Here is a 23,422-nt window from a genome sequence, read left to right as displayed (position 1 = left end):
ATTATTTATTTCTTACTTAATACCCATGATAAATTGTCTTTGTATCTTGAAAAACGTACTACTCCCCCGAATCGATGTCCGTTCACACTAACAATTTGTATTATTCTCTTGGCTTTTGTAAAGAATGATTTTGAGTAATATCTATGTTTACGTGGAGGAATATCGATAATGGTATATGTTTTTGAGGGGCCCCCATTATTAGGCGTATAATTATGATAAACCCTTAATTCTTTATTATAATCGCAATTGGATAAACCAAACTCTACTCTGCGACATTTTTTTAGTGTAGAATGAAGCTCACTTCCGGTAAAAACATATCCATTATAATTTTTGTAGGTTTCTTCATATGAATCAGAAGACTGATTTTCGAAATCTTCTTTCGGTCCACTACAGTAATAATGGACTTTTGGGGATTTGATATGATTTGAAAATGATTTTGAAATAGGAATATTTGTACTGTGTTTTTCTATAGTGCCTCTTTGCAATGCTTTTTCTTTGATTTTTTGATCTTCTTCTAATTCGATAAGATCTGCAGGTACGGCAATACTTTCGTCGGTTAAGGTTAAAAAACGATCTAACAGGCTTAAATCATTTAACCCATCTAACTCGCCAAAATTATCAGAATCTCCTATAGCTTCAAAGACAATACCGTCGGTTTCTGTTTTAAAAGTAATTGTAGTGTTACTTGGTAAACTTATTGTTGCCAAAGTTTTAGTTGTTACTGCTTCTGTAATTTCTGGTATTGTATCTTCTTCAGAAGTACAAGAATAAAACAAGAATAGGGAAAATACAGCACATAGGATTAAAATTCTGTTAAAGTTAATTTTGATTTTGTTTTTCATAATGATTTTGATTTCTAAATTTAAAATGATGTGATTAATAATTATACTATTGTATATCAGAGGTATGTATATTATACTTTAACCCTGTATATCAGTATTTCGGTAAATTTAGAGTATGCGGTCAGGAGTGCTAAGGAGAAATTTACAAAAGATGTATTTTAGCTAATGGATTTATGGTTTTAATTGATAAGACAATAAATTAATCAAAATATGAATTTATTTTTTGATGTATAAAAGCAAGAATACTTTTTGTTGTACTATTACAACAGATGGTTCATGGCATTAAGAAACTTTTCTTTTTTACTTTTTGAAATGTTAATGATATCATCATTATTCATTATGATATAACCCCCGTCTGACTTCACAAATTTTTTCACTTCTTTCAGATTGATCAAAAAACTGTTATGTATTCTCATAAATTGCTGTTTGATCAGTAATTTTTCATATTCTTTAAGGTGTTTGCTTACTAAAAGAGATATATTATTTTTGAGAATAAATGAAGTATAAGCTCCATTGGCTTTACAGTATAGAATATCCTTTATATTAATAAACTCTACACTATCTGCTGTAGATAGACATATTTTGTTAAACTTTGGCTGTTGTTGCAGATTATCTATCAGGGTTTCTAATTGTTTCTTGTATACCTCCTGATCTTTCTTTTTCCTTGCTTTTTCTATAGCAGTTTTGAGCTCTTCAATACCCAAAGGTTTAAGTAAATAATCTAAAGATGAAAATTTTATGGCCTGTATAGCATATTGCTCGTAAGCAGTAGTGAAAATCACTTCAAAATTTATGGTGTCGATTTGGGTTAATATATCAAAACCTGTTCCTGATTGTAGTTCTATATCCAAAAAAACAACGTCAGGTTTATTACTTTTAATTTTTTCAATGGCTTCTGCTGTAGAATTTGCGGTTGTTAGAACAGTGGTTTCTTGGCAAAACTCTTCTATTAATTTTGCTAAGGTCTCTCTACTATGTTTTTCGTCATCTACAATTATTGCTGTTAAGCTCATAATTTGAATATTTTATTCGGTTTGAATTTTGATAATTACCCTGGTTCCTATAGGTATCCCATAGGTATCCATTTTGTCTATAATTTCTATATTTTTTTCTTCAGAACGATGAAGTTTTTGCAATCTTTTTTCGGTTAGTTCTAAACCTCTGGATTTTGTAAGTTTTTTATAGGGTGATTTTATGCTTTTAGCAGCACTTCTTCCAATACCATTATCATCTACTTCACAAATAATATGATTTTTTTCTTTTCTGAAACAAATATTTAATTTTTTATCCGCTTCTTTTTTATTTAATAAACCATACAAGATTGCATTTTCGATAAATGGCTGAATGATCAACATGGGTACCTCTTCGGCATCTGCGTTTATCGTATCATCTATATGAATGGCATATTCAAAACTGGCATCAAAACGTAAAGCTTCTAATTCCAGATATTGATGTAATAAATTAATTTCATCAGATAATACAATATTTGTTTCTATAGAATTTTCGAGTAGGGTTCGCATTAAATGACTAAACTTAGAAAGATACTTTAAAGCAGCTTCTTTTTTTTCAAATACAATTAGGTGTTGAATTGACCCTAATGAATTAAAAATAAAATGCGGATTTAGTTGCGCTCTTAGTGCTTTACAATTGTTAATAAATGATTCTCTTTCGAAGAGCAGTTTTTCTTTATGCTCCTGTTGTATTTTATATGCCAAGCCTAATGCAAAAATTATGATTTCGAGAGTTGCTCCTGCCATCATATAATCGTATGCTTTGGTAAAAAATAAACCCAGAGTGCCTATCAGGAATAAGAATGATCCGGCGACTATAAAATAGGCTAAATGGTTTTTGGCAGTAAGTAGTAAATAAACCATCCCGCCAATACCAAAAATGGTCATTATTAAACGCTGAATATTCATAATATAAATAGCTGCTTCAAAATATTTGAAATACAAAAAGGAACTGTCTATGATTATGATAATGACAAGTGTGTAAATAATATATTTTATGATACGATTGAGCGCAGGATAGTCTTTTTTTGTAGCTAGATAAAATGAAACAAAATAAACATAACATAAATTAATTAATACTTGTGCGATCTGAAAAAACCAATGAGTGATGATGTTATAGCCATCAAAAATGATATTGTTTGATATAAGTAAAGGACCATTTAGGTAGATAAATAACCATAAAATATATAAAGAGTAAAATAAGAACTCAAAATTTCTTGAAGTTATAAAGAATGAAAAGGTGAGAACAAACATAACCAGGCATATCCCTGTAAAAATATGCCTGCGTATCGGGGGGCTGATATCTTTTTGAAAGTGATAATTTTGTAATGAATGATTTAAATTTTGCGAGGTATAATAAAATTTCCAATCTATAACACGATCTGAAAATCGTAAACGTCTTATTTTTAGATATAGAAATCGGTTTTTAATGAGTGAGTTGTGTATAAAAGGTATTTTATTAATATAGGATGTAGAATTAATTTTTTCTGAACCATCAAATAAACCAAATTTCTTTTCTACCAGTATACTGTTCTCGGTATAAAATATAGATGCATGTGCATAATTACTGGGTTTTAGAAACCAGATACTATCTGTTTTTAATGTTTCTAATTCTTTATCGAAGTCGATTTTTATCCAATAAATATCTTTTGGTCTGGTTTTCTCAGTAAAATATTTAGATGATCGAAAGAGGGAGTCAGATTTTATAATATTGTGTATCGATAGCGTATCATCTATAGTTTTATATACTTTAAAGGGGATTTGGGTTATATTTTCATTTAAAGTATTTTGGGCATTGAGGTTATAGTAATATATATTTGATGCAATAAGAACATAGATTATGTGTAGTAATTTTTTTGACATATATCCTAATAGCTATTTATCGTTGAGAGTGTGTTATTAATATAACGTTTATAGGAAGCAAGCCCCCAGTCCTTCATATAAATTGTGTTAGAAGTATTTTCTGTTTCTATATTAGGCTATGTAATTTGCAGTAGCTACAAGATGTAATAGATTTTTTACTGCATAAATCAGGTTAAAAACTATTAAGAATTTAAACATTCATTTATACTCTTAGATCGGTAGTTTAATTTTTTAATTTCTTCCTTTTTCATTGGGGTACAAGGTATAAACAGGATCGCTTTGCCAATATTCTTTAGAGTTTATATCCATTATGGTGAGAGGACCTTTAAAAGCAGCCCCGGTATCCAGGTTCCAAACACAGGCGGCTTGTACTGGTATAGTTTTGTTGACTCTGGTAACTGGCGTGTGCCCTATATAGATTTCATGAAATAATAATAATCGTTTAGGATAGGTGAGGTCGGTTTTTTTAAGACTGGGATCCAGGGACAATGCCGTTTCCCATAAGGTTCTGTCCCAATACAATAATTTACTGAAATACTCTTGATCGGGACCATGAAGATTGGTAAACCCTGCATGTATAAATAAACGATTGTCTGTGTCTATATAATAATTAAGTAAATTTTTGTAGAACTGTAGATGGATATGTATTTCTTCTTTCGGTAATTTTGCATAAGATTCTATAGTAGCCTGTCCTCCATGTTTTATCCAATCCGGATTATGTGTTTTTTCGGTTAACCATGTATACGTTAGTTGGTCGTGATTACCTCTGATAAAAATACATTTGTGCGTTTTTTTTAATTCACTTAAAAAAGAAACCAAAGTGGCACTATCACTCCATCCATCTACATAATCTCCTAAAAATATAAGGGTGTCCTGTGTTGTTGCTTTTGCTTTTTTAAGTACTTGTTTTAATGCTTGTAATGCACCATGAATATCTCCAATTACTAAAACTCTGCTCATCTGTTATTTAATTGTGGTTAGTGGATATTTATTTGTTGGTTTGATTTTTAGAGCACATGATGTTATTGTATATATTTTATGAGTACTGAAGTGTTTTTAGTTGTATTTCACTTTCCTTAAAACCCTAATACTTTCTTTGTATAAAGAATACAGTTTTTCATTATACATTTTTATATAAGGTTTTGCTTCTTCTAGTTTTTCTTTTGCTTCATTAAAATCATTAAAATAGCAAATCAAATAGGTAGCAGGAAGATTGATAATGTCTTTTTCTTCATTTTTTGATAAAGGAATTTTTTGTTTTAGTTTTTCGAGTATAGCATTATTGCTATTATACAAACGAAGCAATATTTTACGATCAAATTTTGGAGGCTCAAAAAGAAGCTTACTTTCTATATCATAACTGGCATTATCTTTAAAAATAATTACAACTTCTTCTAAAGGATAATATCTAAAAGTATCTTGAAACCCCAATTGCACATACTCTATGATTTTAAATTGATCCTCGGTTAAGGATATACTTACTTCGTCCAACTCTGAGTAGAACAGTTTTACATGCTCATTAATTAGTTCGATATCTACGCGAGAGTAATATATTTCTCCATTTTGTCGTTTTTCTTTTGCAGCCCAGCAAACCACAAAATATTCTTTAAATACTTTGTATGTGGGATTATAATCTGTTCTGGAGTTCATAAAATGAAAAACCCCGTCTAGTGTAAGCTCTATATTGTTTTGCGCATGGCTTTCGATAGCATTTACAATTTCAGAATTAACATCTTTGATCTCGATATCAAAAACTTTGGGCATACTTATACTACCATCTCTAAAAAACACACTGCCACCATAATATTTCCAGATATTTTTACGAAGCGAACAAAGTTTTCCATCTTTTGGGCGAATAGTAACTAATCCAACTACTTTATCTGATGGGAGATGGGGAAAAGGAATGTTTTCATAAGAAACAATAGGAGGATTGGATAAATACGCATTAACCAAATTCTGGATTTTACTATCATCAAAAAAATCCACTCCCACGATCTGGTTGTCCTCATCTTCAACACCTATAACAATATATGAGTTGTTTTTTGGGTTAGAGTTTGCCAGAGCGCAGATATGCTTTAATAGTTTAGCCTTCCCTTCTTTTTCGCCAATATTAAGTTTAAGCTTTTTATCATAAAAACTATTTTCGTCATTATGTGCCAGTAAATTTTTAATAAGCAGGCGTTTGTTGATCATTCCTCGTTACAAATAGCAATTAATACTTTTCCCAATATAAACTTAACTATTTTTATTGGGTAGACAATGTAATAGAGAATAAAGAAATTATAAACTTTTATTAACCATAGTGCTACTGGCTTGCGCAGTAGGAAACACTACCAGATCTGCTATATTAACATGATATGGGCGGGTAATTACAAAAGTAATAATATCGGCAATATCTTCTGGGGTTAAAGGGTCATAGCCTTTATATACATTATCTGCTTTTTGATGATCTCCTTTAAACCGTACATTGCTAAACTCTGTTTTTACTAATCCCGGATGGATACCGCCAACACGTATTCCATATTGGTTAAGATCCATTCGCATTCCTTTATTGATTGCATCTACGGCATGTTTACTAGCACAATATACATTTCCGTTTGGATACACTTCTTTTGCAGCAGTAGAACCAATATTGATAATATGTCCGGATTTTTGTGCTATCATTTTGGGAATAATCGCTTTGGATACATATAATAGCCCTTTTACATTAATATCTATCATAGCATCCCAATCTTCGGTATTTCCGGTTTGTATAGGATCAAGACCATGAGCATTCCCTGCATTATTTATAAGGATATCAATTGTTTTAAACGCTTCAGGAAGATTTTCTATAGCAGAATAAACTGTTTTTTTATCTCTGACATCAAAGCATAACGTATGTACCCCTACCTTTTTACTTAGCTCCTCTTTTAATAGGTCCAATCTATCTTGCCTTCTGCCACAAAGGATAAGGTTTATATTGTGTTTCGAAAATTCTATAGCAGTGGATTTTCCTATCCCGCTAGTTGCTCCTGTTATTAATGCTGTTTTCATTTTAAAATTTTAATATTGCTTTCTTTTACTTAGAACACAGTAAAAAAACTGTAATTACATAAAGAAAAAGAAATAGTATTTTAAGTTTACTAGTTAAAAAAAATGCAACGCAGGTATAAAACCGTCGTCTTTTGATAAACTCATCATGAAAATGATGAAAATCTGTGTGTTTAATTTTTTGTAAAAGAAGGTTAAATATACTTTAAAAATTGCGCTTATTACAGGTTTTTCAAGGTACTTTTAACCAAGAATTAACAAGAAAAAGAAAATTATTTCGACAATTTGCAATGTTGGATTAGTAATATTAAATTCACGACTTTAAAAAAATAAAATAAATGGAAGAGAACAGTTCTATTGATATTGCTTCAATTAACCAAAAGATAGAGAGAGAATCTGCCTTTGTAGATTTACTCACCTTAGAAATGAATAAGGTGATTGTTGGTCAAAAGCACATGGTTGAGCGTTTACTTATTGGGTTATTAGGGCAAGGTCATATTTTGTTGGAGGGAGTTCCTGGATTAGCAAAGACATTGGCGATAAACACCTTGTCAAAAGCCGTTCATGGTAGTTTTAGCCGTATTCAGTTTACCCCGGATTTACTACCCGCAGATGTAGTAGGGACCCTTATTTTTAATATGAAAGAGAATGATTTTTCTATTAAAAAAGGACCTATTTTTGCTAATTTTGTTTTAGCTGATGAGATAAATCGTGCTCCGGCAAAAGTACAAAGTGCACTGCTCGAAGCTATGCAGGAAAAACAAGTAACCATAGGAGATGAAACCTTTATATTAGATAAGCCATTTTTGGTAATGGCAACTCAAAACCCTGTAGAACAAGAAGGAACCTATCCTTTACCAGAAGCCCAAGTCGATCGTTTTATGTTAAAAACGGTTATTGATTACCCAAAATTAGACGAAGAGCAGCTAATCATTAGAGCAAACCTTAGAGGTTCTTTCGATAAAGTAAACCCTGTAGTTTCGATAGAGCAAATTCTAAGTGCACAGAAAGCAGTTAGAGAGGTGTATATGGACGAGAAAATCGAAAAATATATTCTGGATATTGTTTTTGCAACTCGTTATCCAGAAAAATATGGATTAGAAGAATTAAAACCATTAATCAATTTTGGAGCATCACCCCGTGGTAGTATTAATTTAGCAACTGCTGCAAAATGCTATGCTTTTATTAAGAGAAGAGGATATGTAATTCCAGAAGATGTTCGGGCAATAATTCATGATGTACTGCGTCATCGTATTGGGATCACGTATGAAGCAGAAGCAGAAAATATAACCTCTGAAGATATTATCAACAAGATAGTTAACGAAATCGAAGTGCCTTAGCAGAGATGTTTTACATCAGTACAAATTCCTAACTAATAAGTACAAAGCACTAAAATATCTTGGGCTTTGTACTCTTTACTTATTATTAACGAGCCAAAAGGCGAGTACATGGATACAAAAGAGTTATTAAAAAAAGTTCGAAAAATAGAAATTAAAACACGTCGTTTAAGCGACCATATCTTTGGAGGAGAATATCATTCTACATTCAAAGGGCGTGGTATGACTTTTAGTGAAGTGAGACAATATCAATTTGGAGATGATGTTCGTAATATCGATTGGAATGTAACTGCCAGATATAATGAGCCTTATATAAAAGTTTTTGAAGAAGAAAGAGAACTCACAATGATGTTAATGGTGGATGTCTCCGGATCACAGCTTTTTGGTACGCAAGAGCAGTTTAAAAAAGGAATTATAACTGAAATTGCAGCAACATTAGCTTTTTCTGCTACACAAAATAACGATAAAATAGGATTGATCTTGTTTACAGATCAAATAGAGCTTTTTATTCCTCCTAAAAAAGGGAGATCTCATGTGCTTCGAATTATAAGAGAATTACTGGAGTTTGAACCAAAAAGTAAAAAAACAGATATAACAGGCGCATTAAAATTTTTGTCTAATGTTATGAAAAAGAAAGCAATCGTATTTATGCTTTCTGATTTTATTGCAGACGATTACCAACAAACTCTAAAAATAGTAGGAAGAAAACATGATGTTACCGGGATTAGAGTCTATGACAGAAGAGAAGAAGAAATACCAAATCTGGGGATGGTACAGATGGAAGATGAAGAGACAGGGGAACTTATGTTGGTAAATACTGGTTCAAAGAAAACACGTATAAACTATAGTAAATATTATCAGGAAAGAGTAGATTATTTTAAAGATAGTTTTACTCGCAGTGGCGCAGGTTCTTTGAGTAGTAGGATAGATGAAAGTTATGTAAAAAAATTATTAGGTTATTTTAAAAGAAGAGGATAGTAGAATTACGAATGAAGAATTACGAATCACGAAATAATAGTATAAATTCAGGAGCAAAAATTATAAGATTTTTGGCTTGGATTATATTTCCGCTTTGGGGACTAGGAGGCTTTTCCCAAGTTACCGCAACTATAGACTCGACAACAGTCGAAATCGGACAAGAAATTCGTTATAAAATGCAGGTTGAAGCCGATTCTACGCAAATAGTTGTATTTCCTGAAGGAAAAACGTTTACACCTCTCGAAGTAATTGAGTCCCTAGAAATAGATACTTCCAGAAATGGAAAACGTTTTAGTTTAATCAAAGAATATGCATTAACTCAGTTTGATTCTGGTCATTATACCATTCCAAGACAAAAAGTAATGGTGGGGGATCAGGTATTTTTTACAGATTCACTTAAGGTAGAAATCAGAGATGTCTTAGTAGATACTACCAAACAAAAGATGTATGAAATCAAACCTTTGGTAGAGGTAGAAGCTAAATTTGCAATAGACTGGAAAAGATGGCTTTTATGGATAGGAGGCATATTACTTGTACTAGGGATAATTATATTTTTTGTACTTAGAAAAAAGAAAAGAGCAGCCAATAAAGAAAACGAATTGCCGCCTTATGAAAGAGCAATACTGGCACTTCGTAAAATCGATGAATCTCATTTGCTGGAACAAGACTCTCATAAAGAGTACTACTCACAGTTAAGTGACACTGCCCGTAAATATATAGACGAAGAGGTATACGACCACGCCATGGAAAGTACCACAGATGAATTAATTGCAAGATTAGACGAAGAAATAAAATCCGGACACCTTAATCTGGACAAAAAAACCATTGAAGATCTTAAAAAGGTTTTAAAAACAGCCGATATGGCAAAATTTGCAAAGTCTAAACCAGATGTTATAACAGCAAAAGCAGATCGTAATGTAATAGAACAAGTAATTCATAAAACAAAAAGTGCTATTCCAGAGCCAACAGAAGAAGAATTATTGGCAGACGAAGAGTACCGAAAAACAGTAGCAGAAAAAAAACGTAAAAAGAAAATTTTCATCGGTAGTGCCGCTATTGTTGTTTTAGTCTTAGGAACTTGGATAGGTTTTGGTTGGGCATACGGATTTGATGTAGTAAAAGATACGGTATTTGGGCATCCTACCAAAGAAATGGCAGAATCTGAGTGGATTACCAGTGCTTATGGATCCCCACCGGTTACCATTTCGACACCCAAAGTACTTATTCGTAATGCATACCAGATGACAGATGAGCAAAAGCAAATCCTTAAAGGAAACGAGACTTTTGTATACGGAAACCTGTTAGGAAATTTTTATATAGCAGCAAGTACTGTGGTATATAGCCAAAATACCGAAATTGATCTCGAAAAAGCCGTTGAAGGAGCAATAGGAGGAATGGAGGCAGAAGGCGCTAAAAATATTACTTTTAAAACCGATGAATATGAAACCTTGCATGGTGCCAAAGGATTAAAAGTTTTTGGGGATTTTACAGCAAAAAACCCGGTTACACAACAATCACAAAAAGCAGAATATTTTATGCTTAATTTTAAAGAAGGAGGCGGTTTTCAACAAATTATTGTAGCTTATAATAAAGAAGACCGATATGCAAAAGATGTGGCAGAACGAATAATTAATTCTGTAGAACTTAAAAACGACAAATAACAATGTTTGAAAATTTTACATTCGAGAACCCACAGTTTTTTTGGTTGTTTTTAATGCTTCCATTAGCAATAACATGGTATATATGGAAACGAAACAAGCAACAGGCAGCACTCAGGATCTCTAGTATAAAAGGGTTTAAAGTTTCTGCCAGTTGGATAACCAAACTTAAACCATTGTTATTTGTAATCCGGTTAATTGCTTTATCACTAATCATTACCGCTTTAGCCAGGCCAAGAACCGTAGATATATCTACCAAAACCAAAACAACCAAGGGTATTGATATTGTAATGGCAATTGATATATCTGCCAGTATGTTGGCAAAAGACCTTCGTCCTAATAGGTTAGAGGCTTTAAAAGAAGTAGCAGCAGAGTTTATCAAAGACAGACCTAACGATCGTATCGGGTTGGTTGTATATGCAGGAGAAAGTTTTACCAAAACACCAATTACAAGCGATAAATCTATAGTTTTAAGCAGCTTAAAAGATATTAAATACGATAATGTATTAGAAAATGGTACCGCAATAGGAATGGGATTGGCAACCTCGGTAAACAGGCTTAAAGACAGCAAAGCCAAGAGTAAAGTAATTATTTTACTTACCGATGGTTCTAATAATGCCGGATTTATTGACCCTAAGATCGCTTCAGAATTAGCAGTAGAATATGGTATTAAAACCTATACTATTGGTTTAGGTACTAATGGTATGGCATTGGCTCCCGTAGCTATACTGCCCGATGGATCTTTTCAATATGGCAGAGTACAGGTAGAAATTGATGAAGAACTACTAAAAGAAATAGCCAAAGTAACCAGTGGTAAATACTTCAGGGCTACCAACAATAAAAAATTGCAACAAATTTATCAGGAAATTGACAAATTAGAAAGAACAGATATCGAAGAATTTAAGTTTTATAATTACGAAGAAAAATTTAGATCACTGGCATTACTTGCATTACTGTTGATTTTTGTGGAGTTTTTATTGCGATATACAGTATTTAAAAGTTTTATATAAATAGAGCATGAACCTTTTAAGGTTTAGCGAATAGAGTAGAGAATATGTATTTATTAGAAGAAAAAATATATTTCTGGTTATTATTGGGTGTTCCAGTACTTATTTTGTTGTTTCTGGGAGTTTTAGTTTGGCAAAAAACCACACAGAAAAAATTTGCAGACTCAGGACTTCTTAAAAAACTAAGCCCGGATCGCTCATTTTTTAAATCCATCCTGAAAATTATAGTTATTAGTTTGGCTATAGCCTGTATCGTAATTGCTTTGGTCAACCCAAAAATAGGAACAAAACTAGAAACAGTAAAAAGAGAAGGAGTAGATATTGTTTTTGCTATGGATGTTTCAAAAAGTATGCTGGCAGAAGATATAGCCCCAAATAGATTAGAAAAATCTAAGCAGTTGGTAACTCAGATTATCAATAATCTGGCCAGTGATCGTATAGGTATTATTGCTTATGCCGCAAGTGCATATCCTCAATTACCCATCACTACCGATTATGCCGCCGGAAAAATGTTTTTACAATCTTTAAATACCGATATGCTTTCCTCACAAGGTACAGCAATCAATGAAGCTATTGAATTGGCAAAAACATATTATAACGATGAAGAGCAAACAAATAGAGTCTTGTTTATTGTAAGTGACGGAGAGGATCATGAAGGCAATGCAGCAGCTATTGCCGAAGAAGCTGCAAAAGAAGGAATTAAGATTTTTACAATCGGAGTAGGATCCGAAAAAGGAGCCCCAATACCATTAAAACAAAATGGAATTATACAAAACTATAAGAAAAACAGCCAGGGTGGCACAGTTATTACCAAACTAAATACGACAACTTTGCAGGAAATTGCCAAAGAAGCAAATGGCATATACATTGATGGTAAAAATACAAAAGAGGTTGTAGAAGAAGTTTCGACAATACTTCAAAATATGGACAAGAAAGAATTTGAAGCCAAGCAATTTGCAGATTTTAAAGATCAATTTCAATGGTTTCTTATAGCAGGATTGCTGTTGCTGTTTTTAGATATTTTTTTATTGGAAAGAAAAACATCCTGGGTTAAAAAATTAAATCTATTTAACGAGCAATAAATAGTTTAAAAGGGCGAATATGGTTTTAAAGATAAACGAGCGTTAGAAAATATACTATAAAATGAAAAAGTTATTTATTATCATAATCTTTTTTCCGTTTGGATTTTTGTTTGCACAAGAAGAAGATAAAGAACAAATAATTAATCAGGCAAATCAGTTTATAGCTACAGCTAATGATGTTTTGGTTAAAAAAGGTAATTTTCCAGAAGCCGAAGGAGAATATAGAAAAGCAATAGCTAAAGATCCGGTTAACCCTGTAGCAAAATATAATTTAGCAAATGCATATTATAATTCTGAAAAATATGACGAAGCCACTTTGCGTTATACTGAAGCGGCAAAAGTAGCTACATCAAAACTAGAAAAGCATAAAGCGTTTCATAATCAAGGTAATACTTATATGGAACAAAAAAAATATAAAGAAGCTGTAGAAGCATATAAAAATGCCCTTAGAAATAACTCTAAAGACAATCAAACCAGATATAATCTAGCTCTGGCCAAAAAAATGTTGGAAAAACAAGAACAAGAAAACGATAAAAATAAGGATAAAGACCAAAACAAAGATCAGAACCAGGACGATAAAGATAAAAAAGAAGGAGACGATAAAGAGGATAAAAAAGGAGACGAAGGAGATAAGGATAAGGAAAAAGATAAGGGAGACGACCAAAAAGATAAAGGAGATGAGGGAGAGGATAAAAAGGACAAAGGAGATAAAGAAAAAGACGATAAAGGAGATCCCAAGGACGAAGAAAAAAATAAAGAAGGAGATCCAAAAGATAAAGAAGAAGGGCAACCAAAAGAGCAACAGCCACAACAAGTACAAGGTCAATTATCTCCAGAACAGGTAAAAAGCTTATTAGAAGCCATGAATAATCAAGAAAAGAAGGTTCAGGATAAAATAAATGCTAAAAAAGCACAAGGTTCAAAAACAAAAACAGATAAAGACTGGTAAATTAAGGATTTCAAGACCTTTAAAATCTTGAAGATCTTACATAACCAAAATGAGATAAAAATGAAACTAAAATTAATTTTTCTAACACTATTATTGACAACAATGCAGCTTGCATTAGCTCAAGTAAAATTTGAAGCCAAAGTGAGCAAAAAGAAATTGGGTGTAAATGAAAGATTACGAGTAGATTTTGAAATGAATAAGGATGGCGATAATTTTACCCCACCTTCTTTTTCTGGATTTACAGTGGTGGGAGGCCCAAATCAATCTATTAGCAACTCATGGATTAACGGAAAAAGATCCTATGCCAAAACGTTTAGTTATTTTTTAGAACCTACTCGCAGAGGTAAATTTACCATAAGACAAGCAGTTATTGAGATTGATGGACAGACATATAAGACGTTACCAATAGATGTTGAGGTTACTGGTGCTGTGGATAAACCAAAAGATGGAGATGATACCGATTTATTAGCAAGTGAAAACTTGCACCTTATAGCTGAGGTTTCTAAATCTGATCCTTATTTAAATGAGGCAATAACCGTAGTTTATAAATTATATGTAAGTCCCAGAATTAGTGTAAGCAACTGGCGAGAGTTGGATAGCCCAAAATACAGTGATTTCTGGAGCCAGGCTATAGATATGAAACAACTTAAAATCGAAAACGGAGAATATGAGGGAGAGCCATATCGGTATGTAGTACTTCGTAAAACCGTGTTATATCCACAAAAAACAGGTAAATTGGATATAGAGCCCCTAACGTTATCTGTTTCTGTAGATGTACCTACAAAAAGAAGAGATATTTTTGGAGGCAGATTATATTCAACAGTAAACAAAACCGTAGCAGCAGGTAATAGAGTTATAAATGTAAAACCATTGCCTTTGGAAGGAAAACCAGAAGATTTTTCTGGAGCAGTAGGAGAGTTCGAATTTGAAGTAACTACCAATAAAAAAGAGTTGGATGCTACAGAATCTTTGGATGCAAAAGTATTGGTGTCCGGAAATGGTAATCTAAAACTCTTTGACCTTCCTAAACTTAATGTTCCTAATGGTTTAGAGCAATACGAGCCACAACATAATGAAAGAGTAAGAACCAACCTTACAGGTATGGGGGGTAATATATCAGATACATATACTTTGGTTCCCCAGTACAAAGGCAAATATCCAATACCATCAATTTCATTTTCATATTTCGATTTAAAGACAGAAACATATAAAAAAATTACTTCTGAAGAGATTGTAATTAATGTAAAAAACGGACCAGATGGATCAAGTATAGCTGGTACATCTAAAACTGAAGGAACTAATAAAAAAGCAGTAACACAAGTTGGAAACCAGTTTAGGTTTTTAAAACTCAATGCCAACCTTCAGCCAATACAAAAACAACACTTTTTTAACTCTACAGGATATTGGTTGTCTTTGACCGCTCCTTTATTAGCAATTCCTTTATTTCTTTTCTTCGGAAAAAAGAGACAGGACAGATTAAGCGATGTTAGTGGTAATAGAGTTCGTAAAGCAGATAAATTGGCCCGTAAATACCTGTCAGAAGCCAAAAAGAATTTAGGAAGCCAAAAGGAGTTCTATATTGCTATGGAACGAGCGTTACATAACTACCTGAAAGCAAAATTACATATCCAAACCAGTGATATGAGCAAAGAACGAATACAACGATTATTAAAAGAGCAGGATGTAGAAAATTCTGTATCTATAGAATTTATGGCATTATTAGAAAGCTGTGAGTTTGCCAGATATACACCCTCATCAACTTCTGCAATGCAGCAAGATTATGACAAAGCTTCCAGAATAATTGCAACGATAGATAAACAACTATAAAAAGAGATGAAAAGAATAGTTGAAATACTTGTTTTTTTAGTTATTACTACAGGTTTTTCTCAAGAAGAAGAAACATTTCAGAGAGGTAACTCTTTATATAACCAGGAAAACTATCAAGAGGCCATTGATAAATACACTTCTATTTTGAGTACAGGCAAAGAATCTGCCTCATTATATTATAATTTGGGAAATGCACACTATAAATTAAGTAATATAGGTGCCAGCATTTTTTATTTTGAAAAAGCTTTACAATTAGCTCCTAATGATGAGGATATAAAAAATAATTTGGCGTTTGCTCAAAAAGCTACTATTGATGCAATAGATGTAATACCAGAAGGATTTATTTCAAGAACAATAAAAAAAATTACCAATACACTTAGCTTTGACGGGTGGGCATGGTCCTCAGTAGTTTGTATTATACTTTTTGTAATCCTGTTTATTTTGTATTATACTACAAATAACTCATCAAAAAAGAGAGGATTCTTTGCTGTCTCTTTGGGATTATTGATTTTAGGTATTTTAGGCATTTCCTTTGCCTATAAACAGTATAATTTTATTGAAAACAATCGATTTGCTATTATTTTTTCTCAGGAAACTATAGTAAAAAGCGAACCAAATCTTAGAAGTGAAGAAATTTTTGAACTTCATGAAGGAACAAAAGTGCGGGTAACAGAAACCGTAAATGACTGGAAAAAAATCAAGCTTACAGATGGTAAGATAGGGTGGATTCCTGCAAGTGATTTAAAAGAGTTATAATTTGTTGTCTAAATTTACAATGGATTTAACTAAATTTGAAAGTAATACTTTTATTTTAGCCAAAAACTTATTAGTGATAAACAAACTCAAAATAGCAAAATTTTTAATTGTATTAGGATTCATATTTTGTATTACTAATTATGGTGTAAGAGTAATCCATTTTTACAACTGTGATAATGAAACCTCAATAGCTATTGAAGAGTCTGAGAGTTCTGAAGAAAAAGAAAGTTCAGAAAAAGAAGATTTTAAAGAAAAAGACAAGATTTCTTTTCATTATTTGGATGAGGTAGCAACTGTGTCGAATCTTATCATTAAATGGTTTCCAGAATTTCATATTCAAAACTCGTCAGTGTTTTTAGAACACAAAACACCTCCCCCTAAGTTTATCTAATTTCCTTTTTACAACCATAGATACTACCGTCTTTACATAAAGAAAAAATGTAGTATTTGATTTTTTATGGTAATTGATTTCAGAATTTAAAACCAGTATTGCTGCTATAATTTTTGGCCTTAATACTATATTTTGATACAATTACTTCCACTTTAATTAGGCAAAAAATGAATTTAGATAGGGTGTTTGATAATAATGAAAAATGGATTGAAGAAAAATTAAAGTTTGATCCTGATTTTTTTGATGAACTTGGTAAGGGACAGAATCCAGAATTATTATATATAGGATGTTCAGACAGTAGGGTAACAGCAGAAGATCTAATGGGTTTAGGACCAGGCGAAGTATTCGTACATCGCAATATTGCCAATATGGTAATAAGTATAGATCTTAACGTGATGTCTGTAATAGACTATGCTGTAGAGCATTTAAAAGTAAATCATGTAGTAGTATGTGGGCATTATGCGTGTGGTGGAGTTAAAGCGGCAATGCAATCTGCCGATCTGGGGATTTTAAATCCTTGGTTAAGAAGTATAAGAGATGTATACAGAATTCACAAAAATGAATTAAATAGTATAGAAGATGAAGACAAAAAATACGATCGCTTGGTAGAGTTAAATGTTCAGGAACAATGTGTTAACCTTATTAAAACAGCATCAGTACAAAAAGCATATAGAGAAAGAGGTTTAAAAGTACACGGATGGGTATTTGATGTGCATACTGGAAGATTGATAGATTTAAAAATTCGATTTGAAGATATTCTTAAAAATATTATGGAAATCTATCATTTGGATTAAGTAAAATAATGCCCGAAAAATCAATTTAGAATATTCTAAGTTTATATAGAAATAGTTAAATAATTATAGCTGGCGTAATAACAAAAGCTTTTCAAATAAATTAAAAGATAATATAGTACATGAAGCAGTTTTTTAGCAATTTTAAAGGAGATGCGTTTGGAGGGTTAACAGCAGGTATCGTTGCATTACCATTAGCGTTAGCGTTTGGGGTATCCTCTGGATTAGGTCCTAGTGCAGGATTGTACGGAGCAATTTTCATTAGTTTTTTTGCAGCATTATTTGGTGGTACAAACACACAAATTTCTGGACCTACAGCACCCATGACAGCAGTTAGTATGTTGGTGATTGCCGGATTGATCGGTGCTAATGATGGAAATGTCGAAAAAGCATTGCCAGCTATTTTAACCGTGTTTCTTTTGGCAGGTTTAATGCAAATAGGATTAGGAGCAATAGGATTAGGAAAATACATTAAATACATCCCATATCCCGTAGTATCTGGCTTTATGACAGCTATTGGAGTAATGATACTTGTTACTCAATTTTTGCCTGCATTAGGATATTATCCAAAAGAAGATCAAAGCTTTGTAGATAAATTTAAACCACAAGCTGAAGAAGTTATTTTGGATAAAATACTTAAAGAAGAAGCAGGAGAAGGAATCTTGGTACTCGAAGATTTTAAAGAAACCATAAAAAGAGCTGAAAACATTTCTGAAGAAGAAATCACTCTAGAAGCCGGTACCCTGGCAGGGAGCGAAGCATCTGGCGTACTTGGAGCCATTAAAAGCTTACCCAGGGCATTATCTAAAATCAATTATTTAGAACTTATATTGTGTTTGATAACCATAATAATCATTTATGGTTTTAAACGAATTACAACCGCAATACCAAGCACACTGGTTGCACTAATCCTTGTATCTGGCGTTGCCTATGGCTTTAATTTTAATTACAGGCCAATTGAAGAAATACCAAGTGGTTTTCCTATACCAAATTTATCCATATTTTCAAATTTTAGCATGGGATCTGTAGCTCCATATATTTTTACAGCACTTTCTCTGGCATTTTTAGGAGCTATCGATTCTTTATTAACTTCGGTTGTGGCAGATAATATGACCAAAACAAAACATAATCCTAATAAAGAGTTGGTTGGTCAAGGAATAGGGAACACTGTTGCAGCTATTTTTGGGGGAATCCCGGGAGCAGGTGCTACAATTAGAACTGTTGTAAACATAAACGCTGGAGGAAAAACCAGATTATCAGGAATGATAGCAGGGATTATGCTGTTAATAATATTATTAGCATTAGGACCTGTTGCTTCAAAGATTCCTGCAGCAGTTTTGGCAGGTATTTTAATTACAGTAGGTATTGGAGTAATGGATTATAAAGGATTAAAAGCAATACCATATATACCAAAAGTAGAAGTTGCAATAATGATTATTGTTTTGGTGCTATCCGTGTTTTGGAACCTGGTATATGCAGTAGGGATAGGGTTGATTATTGCATCTCTTATTTTTATGAAAAAAATGGGAGACGTTACAGCCAGAGAATCAAAAGTAGAATCATTAGGAGGCTTGGAAAATAACAATAAAACAGAGAAGCTATGGAATGATGAAATAAACATACCAAAAAAACTTAAAGAAGAAATATTTATCAAACACCTTAACGGACCAGTGTTTTTTGGATCTACAAGCGAGTTACAACAAATGGCAAACCAAATACCCCAATCAGCTACACATGTAGTCCTTAGAATGGATAAAGTGCCATATATGGATCAATCCGGTGTTTATACTCTTGAAGAAATTATATTAAGCCTGGAACAAAAAGGAATTAAGACCCATATTGTTGGTATCCAAAAACAACCTTTGTATTTGGCAAAAAATATCGATATCATACCAGACTTAATACCAGAAAACTGTGTTTTTAAAGATTTTGACTCATGTATAAGATATTTAAGCAAAGTAGTAAAAGATGTAGTTAATCCAGAACAAGATTTGCTGTAACGATAAATACCCACGATTTTTGGGTGATTTTATACCATTTTAAAACAAAGACAATCAGGTACTAAACCTGATTGTCTTTATTGCTTTTTGGATCTTCTTTTTCTTGCTTCCATATATTTGGTAAAACCATTGGTGCAAGTTTGCGAACAGGATTGTATAATATTGAAGAATCTAAAGTTTCCTTTTTAAGTATCGTAATATTGTTGTTTATTGCATCTATAAAAATAATAATAACACTAGCAATAAAAGCCATTTTTAATACACCAAAAGCAGCCCCCAAAATTTTATTTAAAACCCCAAGAGCAGCATAATCTGCAATTTTAGTTAAAATTTTACCAGCAAGAGAAACCAGAATTACAACAATAATAAAAGTTATAGCAAAAGCAACTAATTTCATAGCCCCTTCTTCCCAATCCACATATTTTTGAAGGTATTCTCCCGCAATATGAGAAAAATGTACCGCAATATAAATACCAACAACAAGTGCAATAAGAGATGCTAAAGATGAAAACAGCCCTTTGCTAAACCCTTTTATCAATCCCCAAAGTAAAAGTATTCCTAAAATAATATCGATGTAGTTCATTAATAGTTTGAATTAGATTCAAATATAATGCATAATTCTTACTTAATTATATATGCCACTCAAGGTAATATTGCGACTATAATAATTATAAAGATAATTTTTAAAATACGTAACTTTGGGATTTAAGTACTTAATATCAGGTATAAAAAATCCGTTTTGTTTGTAAAAGACACAGATCAAGATATGTTGGAAATTGAAATATTATTGTTTAGATTATTAAAAGCGTTTCCTGTTAAGGTTTTGAAACAGTATTTTGAGATAAGCGAATTAAGACAAGATAACCTGATAAAAAAGATTATTAACAACTTCTCAAAAAATCAGATTATAGATTTTTCCTTCGCCAATTTTGGATATTTAAAACAACATATCTACATAGTTTCCCCAAATAAGGAAATAAAATCGAATTGGATCCCACTTCCCCCAAATTATATTAATGATACTTTGACAGAGGATAAAAAAGCACATAACCTATTATTTACCACAGTATATGATGTTTTTAATTCCACCAAAAACATAAAAGAAAACGTTCATTTTTATGTTCCGGTCCAAATTAGAAAATTTGAGAAATATTTGATATTAAGTGTTAATATTTTAGAACGATCATTATCTAATCTCGAAGGAGATAATTTGGTATTGTTAAATAAAAGATTAGATGAACAAACCTATATTGAAGCAATTAAAGAATCATTGCCAAAAGGGATAACATTTGTAGAGTCTGATTTGAATAAAGGAATCAAAAGCTTATGGAAAGATGACTATGTTGATGCAGCGTATGTTAAATTTAAGAAATCAAAATCTACTTCTACAGAGGCAATGGACGAGACTAATACTTTAAAAGTAATTTATCCTGAAATCTATAAAAAGATTATGGAGTCTCCAATTGATAAAGAGGTGTTAAGTGTATTACATGAAAAAGTAGCTATAAAAAGGTTTTCAATAGAACCCTGCAGAGGAAAAATATCGATTAACAGATTTCCTGAAACCAGTACAGCTATTGTAGAATTAGTAGATTTAATTTTGTTAAAAAACTAAAATGGTACAGCAATTTTTGAAAAGAAGAGCAGAAATATTAGAAAAAACAGATCCGGATAGGATTTATGTCGAAAATATTCGTAGTTTTTTTCGGATACCTTATACTGTGGCTAGATTTTTTTGCGAAATGGCAGTAAAAGAGAAGTTTTTTAAAAAAAAGGTCGGTGTATTTTGTTCTAACGAGGATTGCAGAAGATTAATAAAATCCTATGATAGCAGATCAGAAATAAAGGATGAAATTATTTGTGATATTTGTGAGGATCTCGAAAAAGAAAAGTTTGTTTTTGTAAAAGAAGACATAGAAATAGTTGAATTTTATCAGTTAGTAAAATGAAAAACTTAAAAAACCTGACCAACAGACAAGTAGAGGTTTATAAATCTATTACAAACCTGATTATCAAAACAGTGTTATCTGTTACTATTGTAGGGATTATGGTTGCTATTTTGATTTTTTTGCTAAACTGTAATCAATCTTGGGAAAAAACTACCGCACTGGCAACCTTAGAAGCAGTTTTTGGGGTGGTTATTCATCAAGCATTTCGGCATTATTTTCCTTCAGTAAAAGAAGAAGGAGAAAAAAAATAAAAAAGATTTCTGTTTATAATTAATAAGATTTATTTAATTAGTACTATCCATCTTTTGGTTTAACAGTATTTTTGCGGTACTTAAATAAAGAGATAAGTAAAACAGGACAGAGTATGGCTAGAGACGAAAAATTAAAAGAACGATGGGAGATTTTGGTAGAAAAACTCTCTGATCAGTTTGCAAATGGTGAAGATTTGGATTTGGATGGTATTATATATTTAATAGGGGTACAAGAATTAGGACAATTACATAGAGAATTTAAAAAAGACGAAAAATTAGATTTAATGCACATAGCAATATGTAGATTGTTAGAACCTTATGGGTATTATGAATTTGAGTTTTATGATGATGATGGTTGGCCTCATTATAAAGTGCAAGAGCAATTACCCAACCTTAAAGCAGGAGAACAATCTGTATTGATGAAAGAAGCTATTGTAAACTATTTCTTAGTAAGTGAATATATAGAGTAATGAATGCTTTATTTAAAATGTTTAGGGTTTTAAAGTTAAATAGGTGGTATAACTTTAGTTTGCCTAAATTGTTTAAATTTGCCGTTCTATTAAGAAAATAGTAATGATTGATAAGATTAAAGAGTATATAGTAGAAGTTAATGCCTTTAAAGCCAAAACAAAAGAAGATGTAGAAGCTTTCAGAATAAAGTTTTCTGGCAAAAAAGGATTGATAAACGAGTTCTTTTCAGAGTTTAGAAATGTAGCTAATGATCAGAAAAAAGAATTTGGACAGGCAATTAATGCCCTTAAAATAGCTGCAGAAGGAAAAGTTAAAGATTTAAAAGACCAATTAGAATCCAGAGATGAAGAAAATGGAATCTACGGGGATCTTACCAGACCTTCAGAACCTATTGCTTTGGGATCTAGACATCCAATATCTTTGGTCAAAAATCAAATAATCGATATTTTTTCCCGTATTGGATTTAATGTAAGCGAAGGTCCGGAAATTGAAGATGACTGGCATAATTTTACAGCACTAAACTTACCAGAATATCATCCTGCCAGAGATATGCAGGATACTTTTTTTATCCAAACCAATCCAGATGTTTTATTGCGTACACACACATCATCTGTACAAGTTAGGTATATGGAAAACAATATACCTCCAATTAGAACTATATCTCCCGGGAGAGTGTATCGAAACGAAGCTATTTCAGGAAGATCCCATTGCTTTTTTCATCAAGTTGAAGGACTATATATAGACAAAGACGTTTCATTTGCCGATCTAAAGCAAACGTTGCAGTATTTTACTACCGAAATGTTTGGTAAATCTAAAATTAGATTAAGACCATCCTATTTTCCATTTACCGAACCAAGCGCAGAAGTAGACGTATATTGGGGTTTAGAAACAGAAACCGATTATAAAATGACCAAAGGTACAGGTTGGTTAGAAATTATGGGTTGTGGAATGGTAGATCCCAATGTGCTTAGAAACTGTAATATAGATCCACAAGAATATAGTGGTTTTGCTTTTGGAATGGGTATTGACCGTATAGCGCTTTTACTTTATGGGATCTCAGATATTAGAATGCTTAGTGAAAATGATGTGCGTTTTTTACAACAGTTTAAGTCTGCATTATAATTATTTTGTCATAAAAATATCAGGCTACATGCCCCTCAGGTCTATTTTAAAAACCAAAATAAAGACTTGGTAATTTAAAGTGTTGCCAAAACAGATAAGGTGTAAAAA

23 protein-coding genes are annotated in these 23,422 nt (G+C 32.0%); 16 read left to right on the top strand and 7 right to left on the bottom strand.

Going from position 1 to position 23,422, the window contains the following annotated elements:
• Positions 1-5 precede the first annotated feature (5 nt).
• The 6 genes from ACZIYX_RS05215 to ACZIYX_RS05190 all read right to left on the bottom strand — a co-directional run bounded on the left by ACZIYX_RS05215 (position 6) and on the right by ACZIYX_RS05190 (position 6,748).
• The gene (locus tag ACZIYX_RS05215; protein WP_462681146.1) at positions 6-842 is read right to left on the bottom strand and encodes a hypothetical protein; all 837 of its coding nucleotides are present in this window, start codon (positions 840-842) and stop codon (positions 6-8) included.
• Positions 843-1,102: 260 nt separating this feature from the next.
• On the bottom strand, positions 1,103-1,855 hold the full coding sequence (locus tag ACZIYX_RS05210) for a LytR/AlgR family response regulator transcription factor (RefSeq protein ID WP_462681145.1): 753 nt from the start codon (positions 1,853-1,855) through the stop codon (positions 1,103-1,105).
• 12 nt (positions 1,856-1,867) lie between these two features.
• A complete protein-coding gene (locus ACZIYX_RS05205) occupies positions 1,868-3,715 on the bottom strand; it encodes a sensor histidine kinase (protein ID WP_462681144.1) in 1,848 nt (615 codons plus the stop codon).
• 231 nt (positions 3,716-3,946) lie between these two features.
• Positions 3,947-4,675 carry a metallophosphoesterase gene (locus ACZIYX_RS05200; protein ID WP_462681143.1) on the bottom strand — a complete coding sequence of 243 codons (729 nt, stop codon included), beginning with the start codon at positions 4,673-4,675 and terminating at the stop codon, positions 3,947-3,949.
• Positions 4,676-4,771: 96 nt separating this feature from the next.
• A complete protein-coding gene (locus tag ACZIYX_RS05195; RefSeq protein WP_462681142.1) occupies positions 4,772-5,908 on the bottom strand; it encodes a DUF5929 domain-containing protein in 1,137 nt (378 codons plus the stop codon).
• Positions 5,909-5,995: 87 nt separating this feature from the next.
• Positions 5,996-6,748: an SDR family NAD(P)-dependent oxidoreductase gene (locus tag ACZIYX_RS05190; RefSeq protein ID WP_462681141.1), complete on the bottom strand. Its 753-nt coding sequence runs from the start codon at positions 6,746-6,748 to the stop codon at positions 5,996-5,998.
• Between the two features lie 335 nt (positions 6,749-7,083).
• Here ACZIYX_RS05190 and ACZIYX_RS05185 point away from each other — a divergent pair, with 335 nt between their 5' ends.
• From ACZIYX_RS05185 to ACZIYX_RS05135, 11 genes are all read left to right on the top strand, one after another.
• The gene (locus ACZIYX_RS05185; RefSeq protein WP_462681140.1) at positions 7,084-8,085 is read left to right on the top strand and encodes an AAA family ATPase; all 1,002 of its coding nucleotides are present in this window, start codon (positions 7,084-7,086) and stop codon (positions 8,083-8,085) included.
• Positions 8,086-8,193: 108 nt separating this feature from the next.
• Positions 8,194-9,060, top strand: a complete 867-nt coding sequence (locus ACZIYX_RS05180) for a DUF58 domain-containing protein (protein ID WP_462681139.1) — start codon at positions 8,194-8,196, stop codon at positions 9,058-9,060.
• Between the two features lie 71 nt (positions 9,061-9,131).
• Positions 9,132-10,721 carry a DUF4381 domain-containing protein gene (locus tag ACZIYX_RS05175; protein ID WP_462681138.1) on the top strand — a complete coding sequence of 530 codons (1,590 nt, stop codon included), beginning with the start codon at positions 9,132-9,134 and terminating at the stop codon, positions 10,719-10,721.
• Positions 10,722-10,723: 2 nt separating this feature from the next.
• On the top strand, positions 10,724-11,728 hold the full coding sequence (locus ACZIYX_RS05170; RefSeq protein ID WP_462681137.1) for a vWA domain-containing protein: 1,005 nt from the start codon (positions 10,724-10,726) through the stop codon (positions 11,726-11,728).
• A gap of 44 nt (positions 11,729-11,772) precedes the next feature.
• On the top strand, positions 11,773-12,807 hold the full coding sequence (locus tag ACZIYX_RS05165; protein ID WP_462681136.1) for a vWA domain-containing protein: 1,035 nt from the start codon (positions 11,773-11,775) through the stop codon (positions 12,805-12,807).
• A gap of 61 nt (positions 12,808-12,868) precedes the next feature.
• Entirely contained in the window at positions 12,869-13,756 is an 888-nt protein-coding gene (locus tag ACZIYX_RS05160; protein WP_462681135.1) for a tetratricopeptide repeat protein, read from the top strand.
• Between the two features lie 60 nt (positions 13,757-13,816).
• Positions 13,817-15,583: a BatD family protein gene (locus ACZIYX_RS05155; protein WP_462681134.1), complete on the top strand. Its 1,767-nt coding sequence runs from the start codon at positions 13,817-13,819 to the stop codon at positions 15,581-15,583.
• 6 nt (positions 15,584-15,589) lie between these two features.
• On the top strand, positions 15,590-16,339 hold the full coding sequence (locus tag ACZIYX_RS05150) for a tetratricopeptide repeat protein (RefSeq protein ID WP_462681133.1): 750 nt from the start codon (positions 15,590-15,592) through the stop codon (positions 16,337-16,339).
• A 19-nt stretch (positions 16,340-16,358) separates the two neighbouring features.
• The gene (locus ACZIYX_RS05145) at positions 16,359-16,730 is read left to right on the top strand and encodes a hypothetical protein (protein WP_462681132.1); all 372 of its coding nucleotides are present in this window, start codon (positions 16,359-16,361) and stop codon (positions 16,728-16,730) included.
• Positions 16,731-16,897: 167 nt separating this feature from the next.
• Entirely contained in the window at positions 16,898-17,524 is a 627-nt protein-coding gene (locus tag ACZIYX_RS05140; RefSeq protein WP_462681131.1) for a carbonic anhydrase, read from the top strand.
• Between the two features lie 119 nt (positions 17,525-17,643).
• Positions 17,644-19,521: a SulP family inorganic anion transporter gene (locus ACZIYX_RS05135; RefSeq protein WP_462681130.1), complete on the top strand. Its 1,878-nt coding sequence runs from the start codon at positions 17,644-17,646 to the stop codon at positions 19,519-19,521.
• Positions 19,522-19,582: 61 nt separating this feature from the next.
• On the opposite strand, the gene ACZIYX_RS05130 is transcribed toward ACZIYX_RS05135, so the two are convergent.
• Positions 19,583-20,104, bottom strand: coding sequence for a CvpA family protein (locus ACZIYX_RS05130; protein WP_462681129.1), 522 nt, complete (start codon positions 20,102-20,104; stop codon positions 19,583-19,585).
• A gap of 156 nt (positions 20,105-20,260) precedes the next feature.
• Here ACZIYX_RS05130 and ACZIYX_RS05125 point away from each other — a divergent pair, with 156 nt between their 5' ends.
• The 5 genes from ACZIYX_RS05125 (at position 20,261) to pheS (ending at position 23,314) form a co-directional block, all read left to right on the top strand.
• Positions 20,261-21,136 carry a hypothetical protein gene (locus tag ACZIYX_RS05125; protein ID WP_462681128.1) on the top strand — a complete coding sequence of 292 codons (876 nt, stop codon included), beginning with the start codon at positions 20,261-20,263 and terminating at the stop codon, positions 21,134-21,136.
• A gap of 1 nt (position 21,137) precedes the next feature.
• Entirely contained in the window at positions 21,138-21,470 is a 333-nt protein-coding gene (locus ACZIYX_RS05120) for a hypothetical protein (RefSeq protein ID WP_462681127.1), read from the top strand.
• Positions 21,467-21,721, top strand: a complete 255-nt coding sequence (locus ACZIYX_RS05115; protein ID WP_462681126.1) for a hypothetical protein — start codon at positions 21,467-21,469, stop codon at positions 21,719-21,721. The genes ACZIYX_RS05120 and ACZIYX_RS05115 overlap by 4 nt, the downstream gene beginning before the upstream one ends.
• A 113-nt stretch (positions 21,722-21,834) precedes the next feature.
• The gene (locus ACZIYX_RS05110) at positions 21,835-22,191 is read left to right on the top strand and encodes a hypothetical protein (RefSeq protein WP_462681125.1); all 357 of its coding nucleotides are present in this window, start codon (positions 21,835-21,837) and stop codon (positions 22,189-22,191) included.
• A gap of 103 nt (positions 22,192-22,294) precedes the next feature.
• Positions 22,295-23,314, top strand: coding sequence for a phenylalanine--tRNA ligase subunit alpha (gene pheS / locus ACZIYX_RS05105; RefSeq protein WP_462681124.1), 1,020 nt, complete (start codon positions 22,295-22,297; stop codon positions 23,312-23,314).
• The last annotated feature ends 108 nt before the right edge of the window (positions 23,315-23,422 follow it).

The sequence above is a fragment of the Aquimarina sp. genome, from assembly GCF_977115655.1.
This window is presented reverse-complemented; position numbering and strand designations above follow the sequence as displayed.

What these genes read in the sequence shown, in the direction of transcription:
- ACZIYX_RS05215 (WP_462681146.1), bottom strand. Translation starts at nt 842, where the DNA reads ATGAAAAACAAAATCAAAATTAACTTTAACAGAATTTTAATCCTATGT.
- ACZIYX_RS05210 (WP_462681145.1), bottom strand. Translation starts at nt 1,855, where the DNA reads ATGAGCTTAACAGCAATAATTGTAGATGACGAAAAACATAGTAGAGAG.
- ACZIYX_RS05205 (WP_462681144.1), bottom strand. Translation starts at nt 3,715, where the DNA reads ATGTCAAAAAAATTACTACACATAATCTATGTTCTTATTGCATCAAAT.
- ACZIYX_RS05200 (WP_462681143.1), bottom strand. Translation starts at nt 4,675, where the DNA reads ATGAGCAGAGTTTTAGTAATTGGAGATATTCATGGTGCATTACAAGCA.
- ACZIYX_RS05195 (WP_462681142.1), bottom strand. Translation starts at nt 5,908, where the DNA reads ATGATCAACAAACGCCTGCTTATTAAAAATTTACTGGCACATAATGAC.
- ACZIYX_RS05190 (WP_462681141.1), bottom strand. Translation starts at nt 6,748, where the DNA reads ATGAAAACAGCATTAATAACAGGAGCAACTAGCGGGATAGGAAAATCC.
- ACZIYX_RS05185 (WP_462681140.1), top strand. Translation starts at nt 7,084, where the DNA reads ATGGAAGAGAACAGTTCTATTGATATTGCTTCAATTAACCAAAAGATA.
- ACZIYX_RS05180 (WP_462681139.1), top strand. Translation starts at nt 8,194, where the DNA reads ATGGATACAAAAGAGTTATTAAAAAAAGTTCGAAAAATAGAAATTAAA.
- ACZIYX_RS05170 (WP_462681137.1), top strand. Translation starts at nt 10,724, where the DNA reads ATGTTTGAAAATTTTACATTCGAGAACCCACAGTTTTTTTGGTTGTTT.
- ACZIYX_RS05165 (WP_462681136.1), top strand. Translation starts at nt 11,773, where the DNA reads ATGTATTTATTAGAAGAAAAAATATATTTCTGGTTATTATTGGGTGTT.
- ACZIYX_RS05160 (WP_462681135.1), top strand. Translation starts at nt 12,869, where the DNA reads ATGAAAAAGTTATTTATTATCATAATCTTTTTTCCGTTTGGATTTTTG.
- ACZIYX_RS05155 (WP_462681134.1), top strand. Translation starts at nt 13,817, where the DNA reads ATGAAACTAAAATTAATTTTTCTAACACTATTATTGACAACAATGCAG.
- ACZIYX_RS05150 (WP_462681133.1), top strand. Translation starts at nt 15,590, where the DNA reads ATGAAAAGAATAGTTGAAATACTTGTTTTTTTAGTTATTACTACAGGT.
- ACZIYX_RS05145 (WP_462681132.1), top strand. Translation starts at nt 16,359, where the DNA reads ATGGATTTAACTAAATTTGAAAGTAATACTTTTATTTTAGCCAAAAAC.
- ACZIYX_RS05140 (WP_462681131.1), top strand. Translation starts at nt 16,898, where the DNA reads ATGAATTTAGATAGGGTGTTTGATAATAATGAAAAATGGATTGAAGAA.
- ACZIYX_RS05135 (WP_462681130.1), top strand. Translation starts at nt 17,644, where the DNA reads ATGAAGCAGTTTTTTAGCAATTTTAAAGGAGATGCGTTTGGAGGGTTA.
- ACZIYX_RS05130 (WP_462681129.1), bottom strand. Translation starts at nt 20,104, where the DNA reads ATGAACTACATCGATATTATTTTAGGAATACTTTTACTTTGGGGATTG.
- ACZIYX_RS05120 (WP_462681127.1), top strand. Translation starts at nt 21,138, where the DNA reads ATGGTACAGCAATTTTTGAAAAGAAGAGCAGAAATATTAGAAAAAACA.
- ACZIYX_RS05115 (WP_462681126.1), top strand. Translation starts at nt 21,467, where the DNA reads ATGAAAAACTTAAAAAACCTGACCAACAGACAAGTAGAGGTTTATAAA.
- ACZIYX_RS05110 (WP_462681125.1), top strand. Translation starts at nt 21,835, where the DNA reads ATGGCTAGAGACGAAAAATTAAAAGAACGATGGGAGATTTTGGTAGAA.
- pheS (WP_462681124.1), top strand. Translation starts at nt 22,295, where the DNA reads ATGATTGATAAGATTAAAGAGTATATAGTAGAAGTTAATGCCTTTAAA.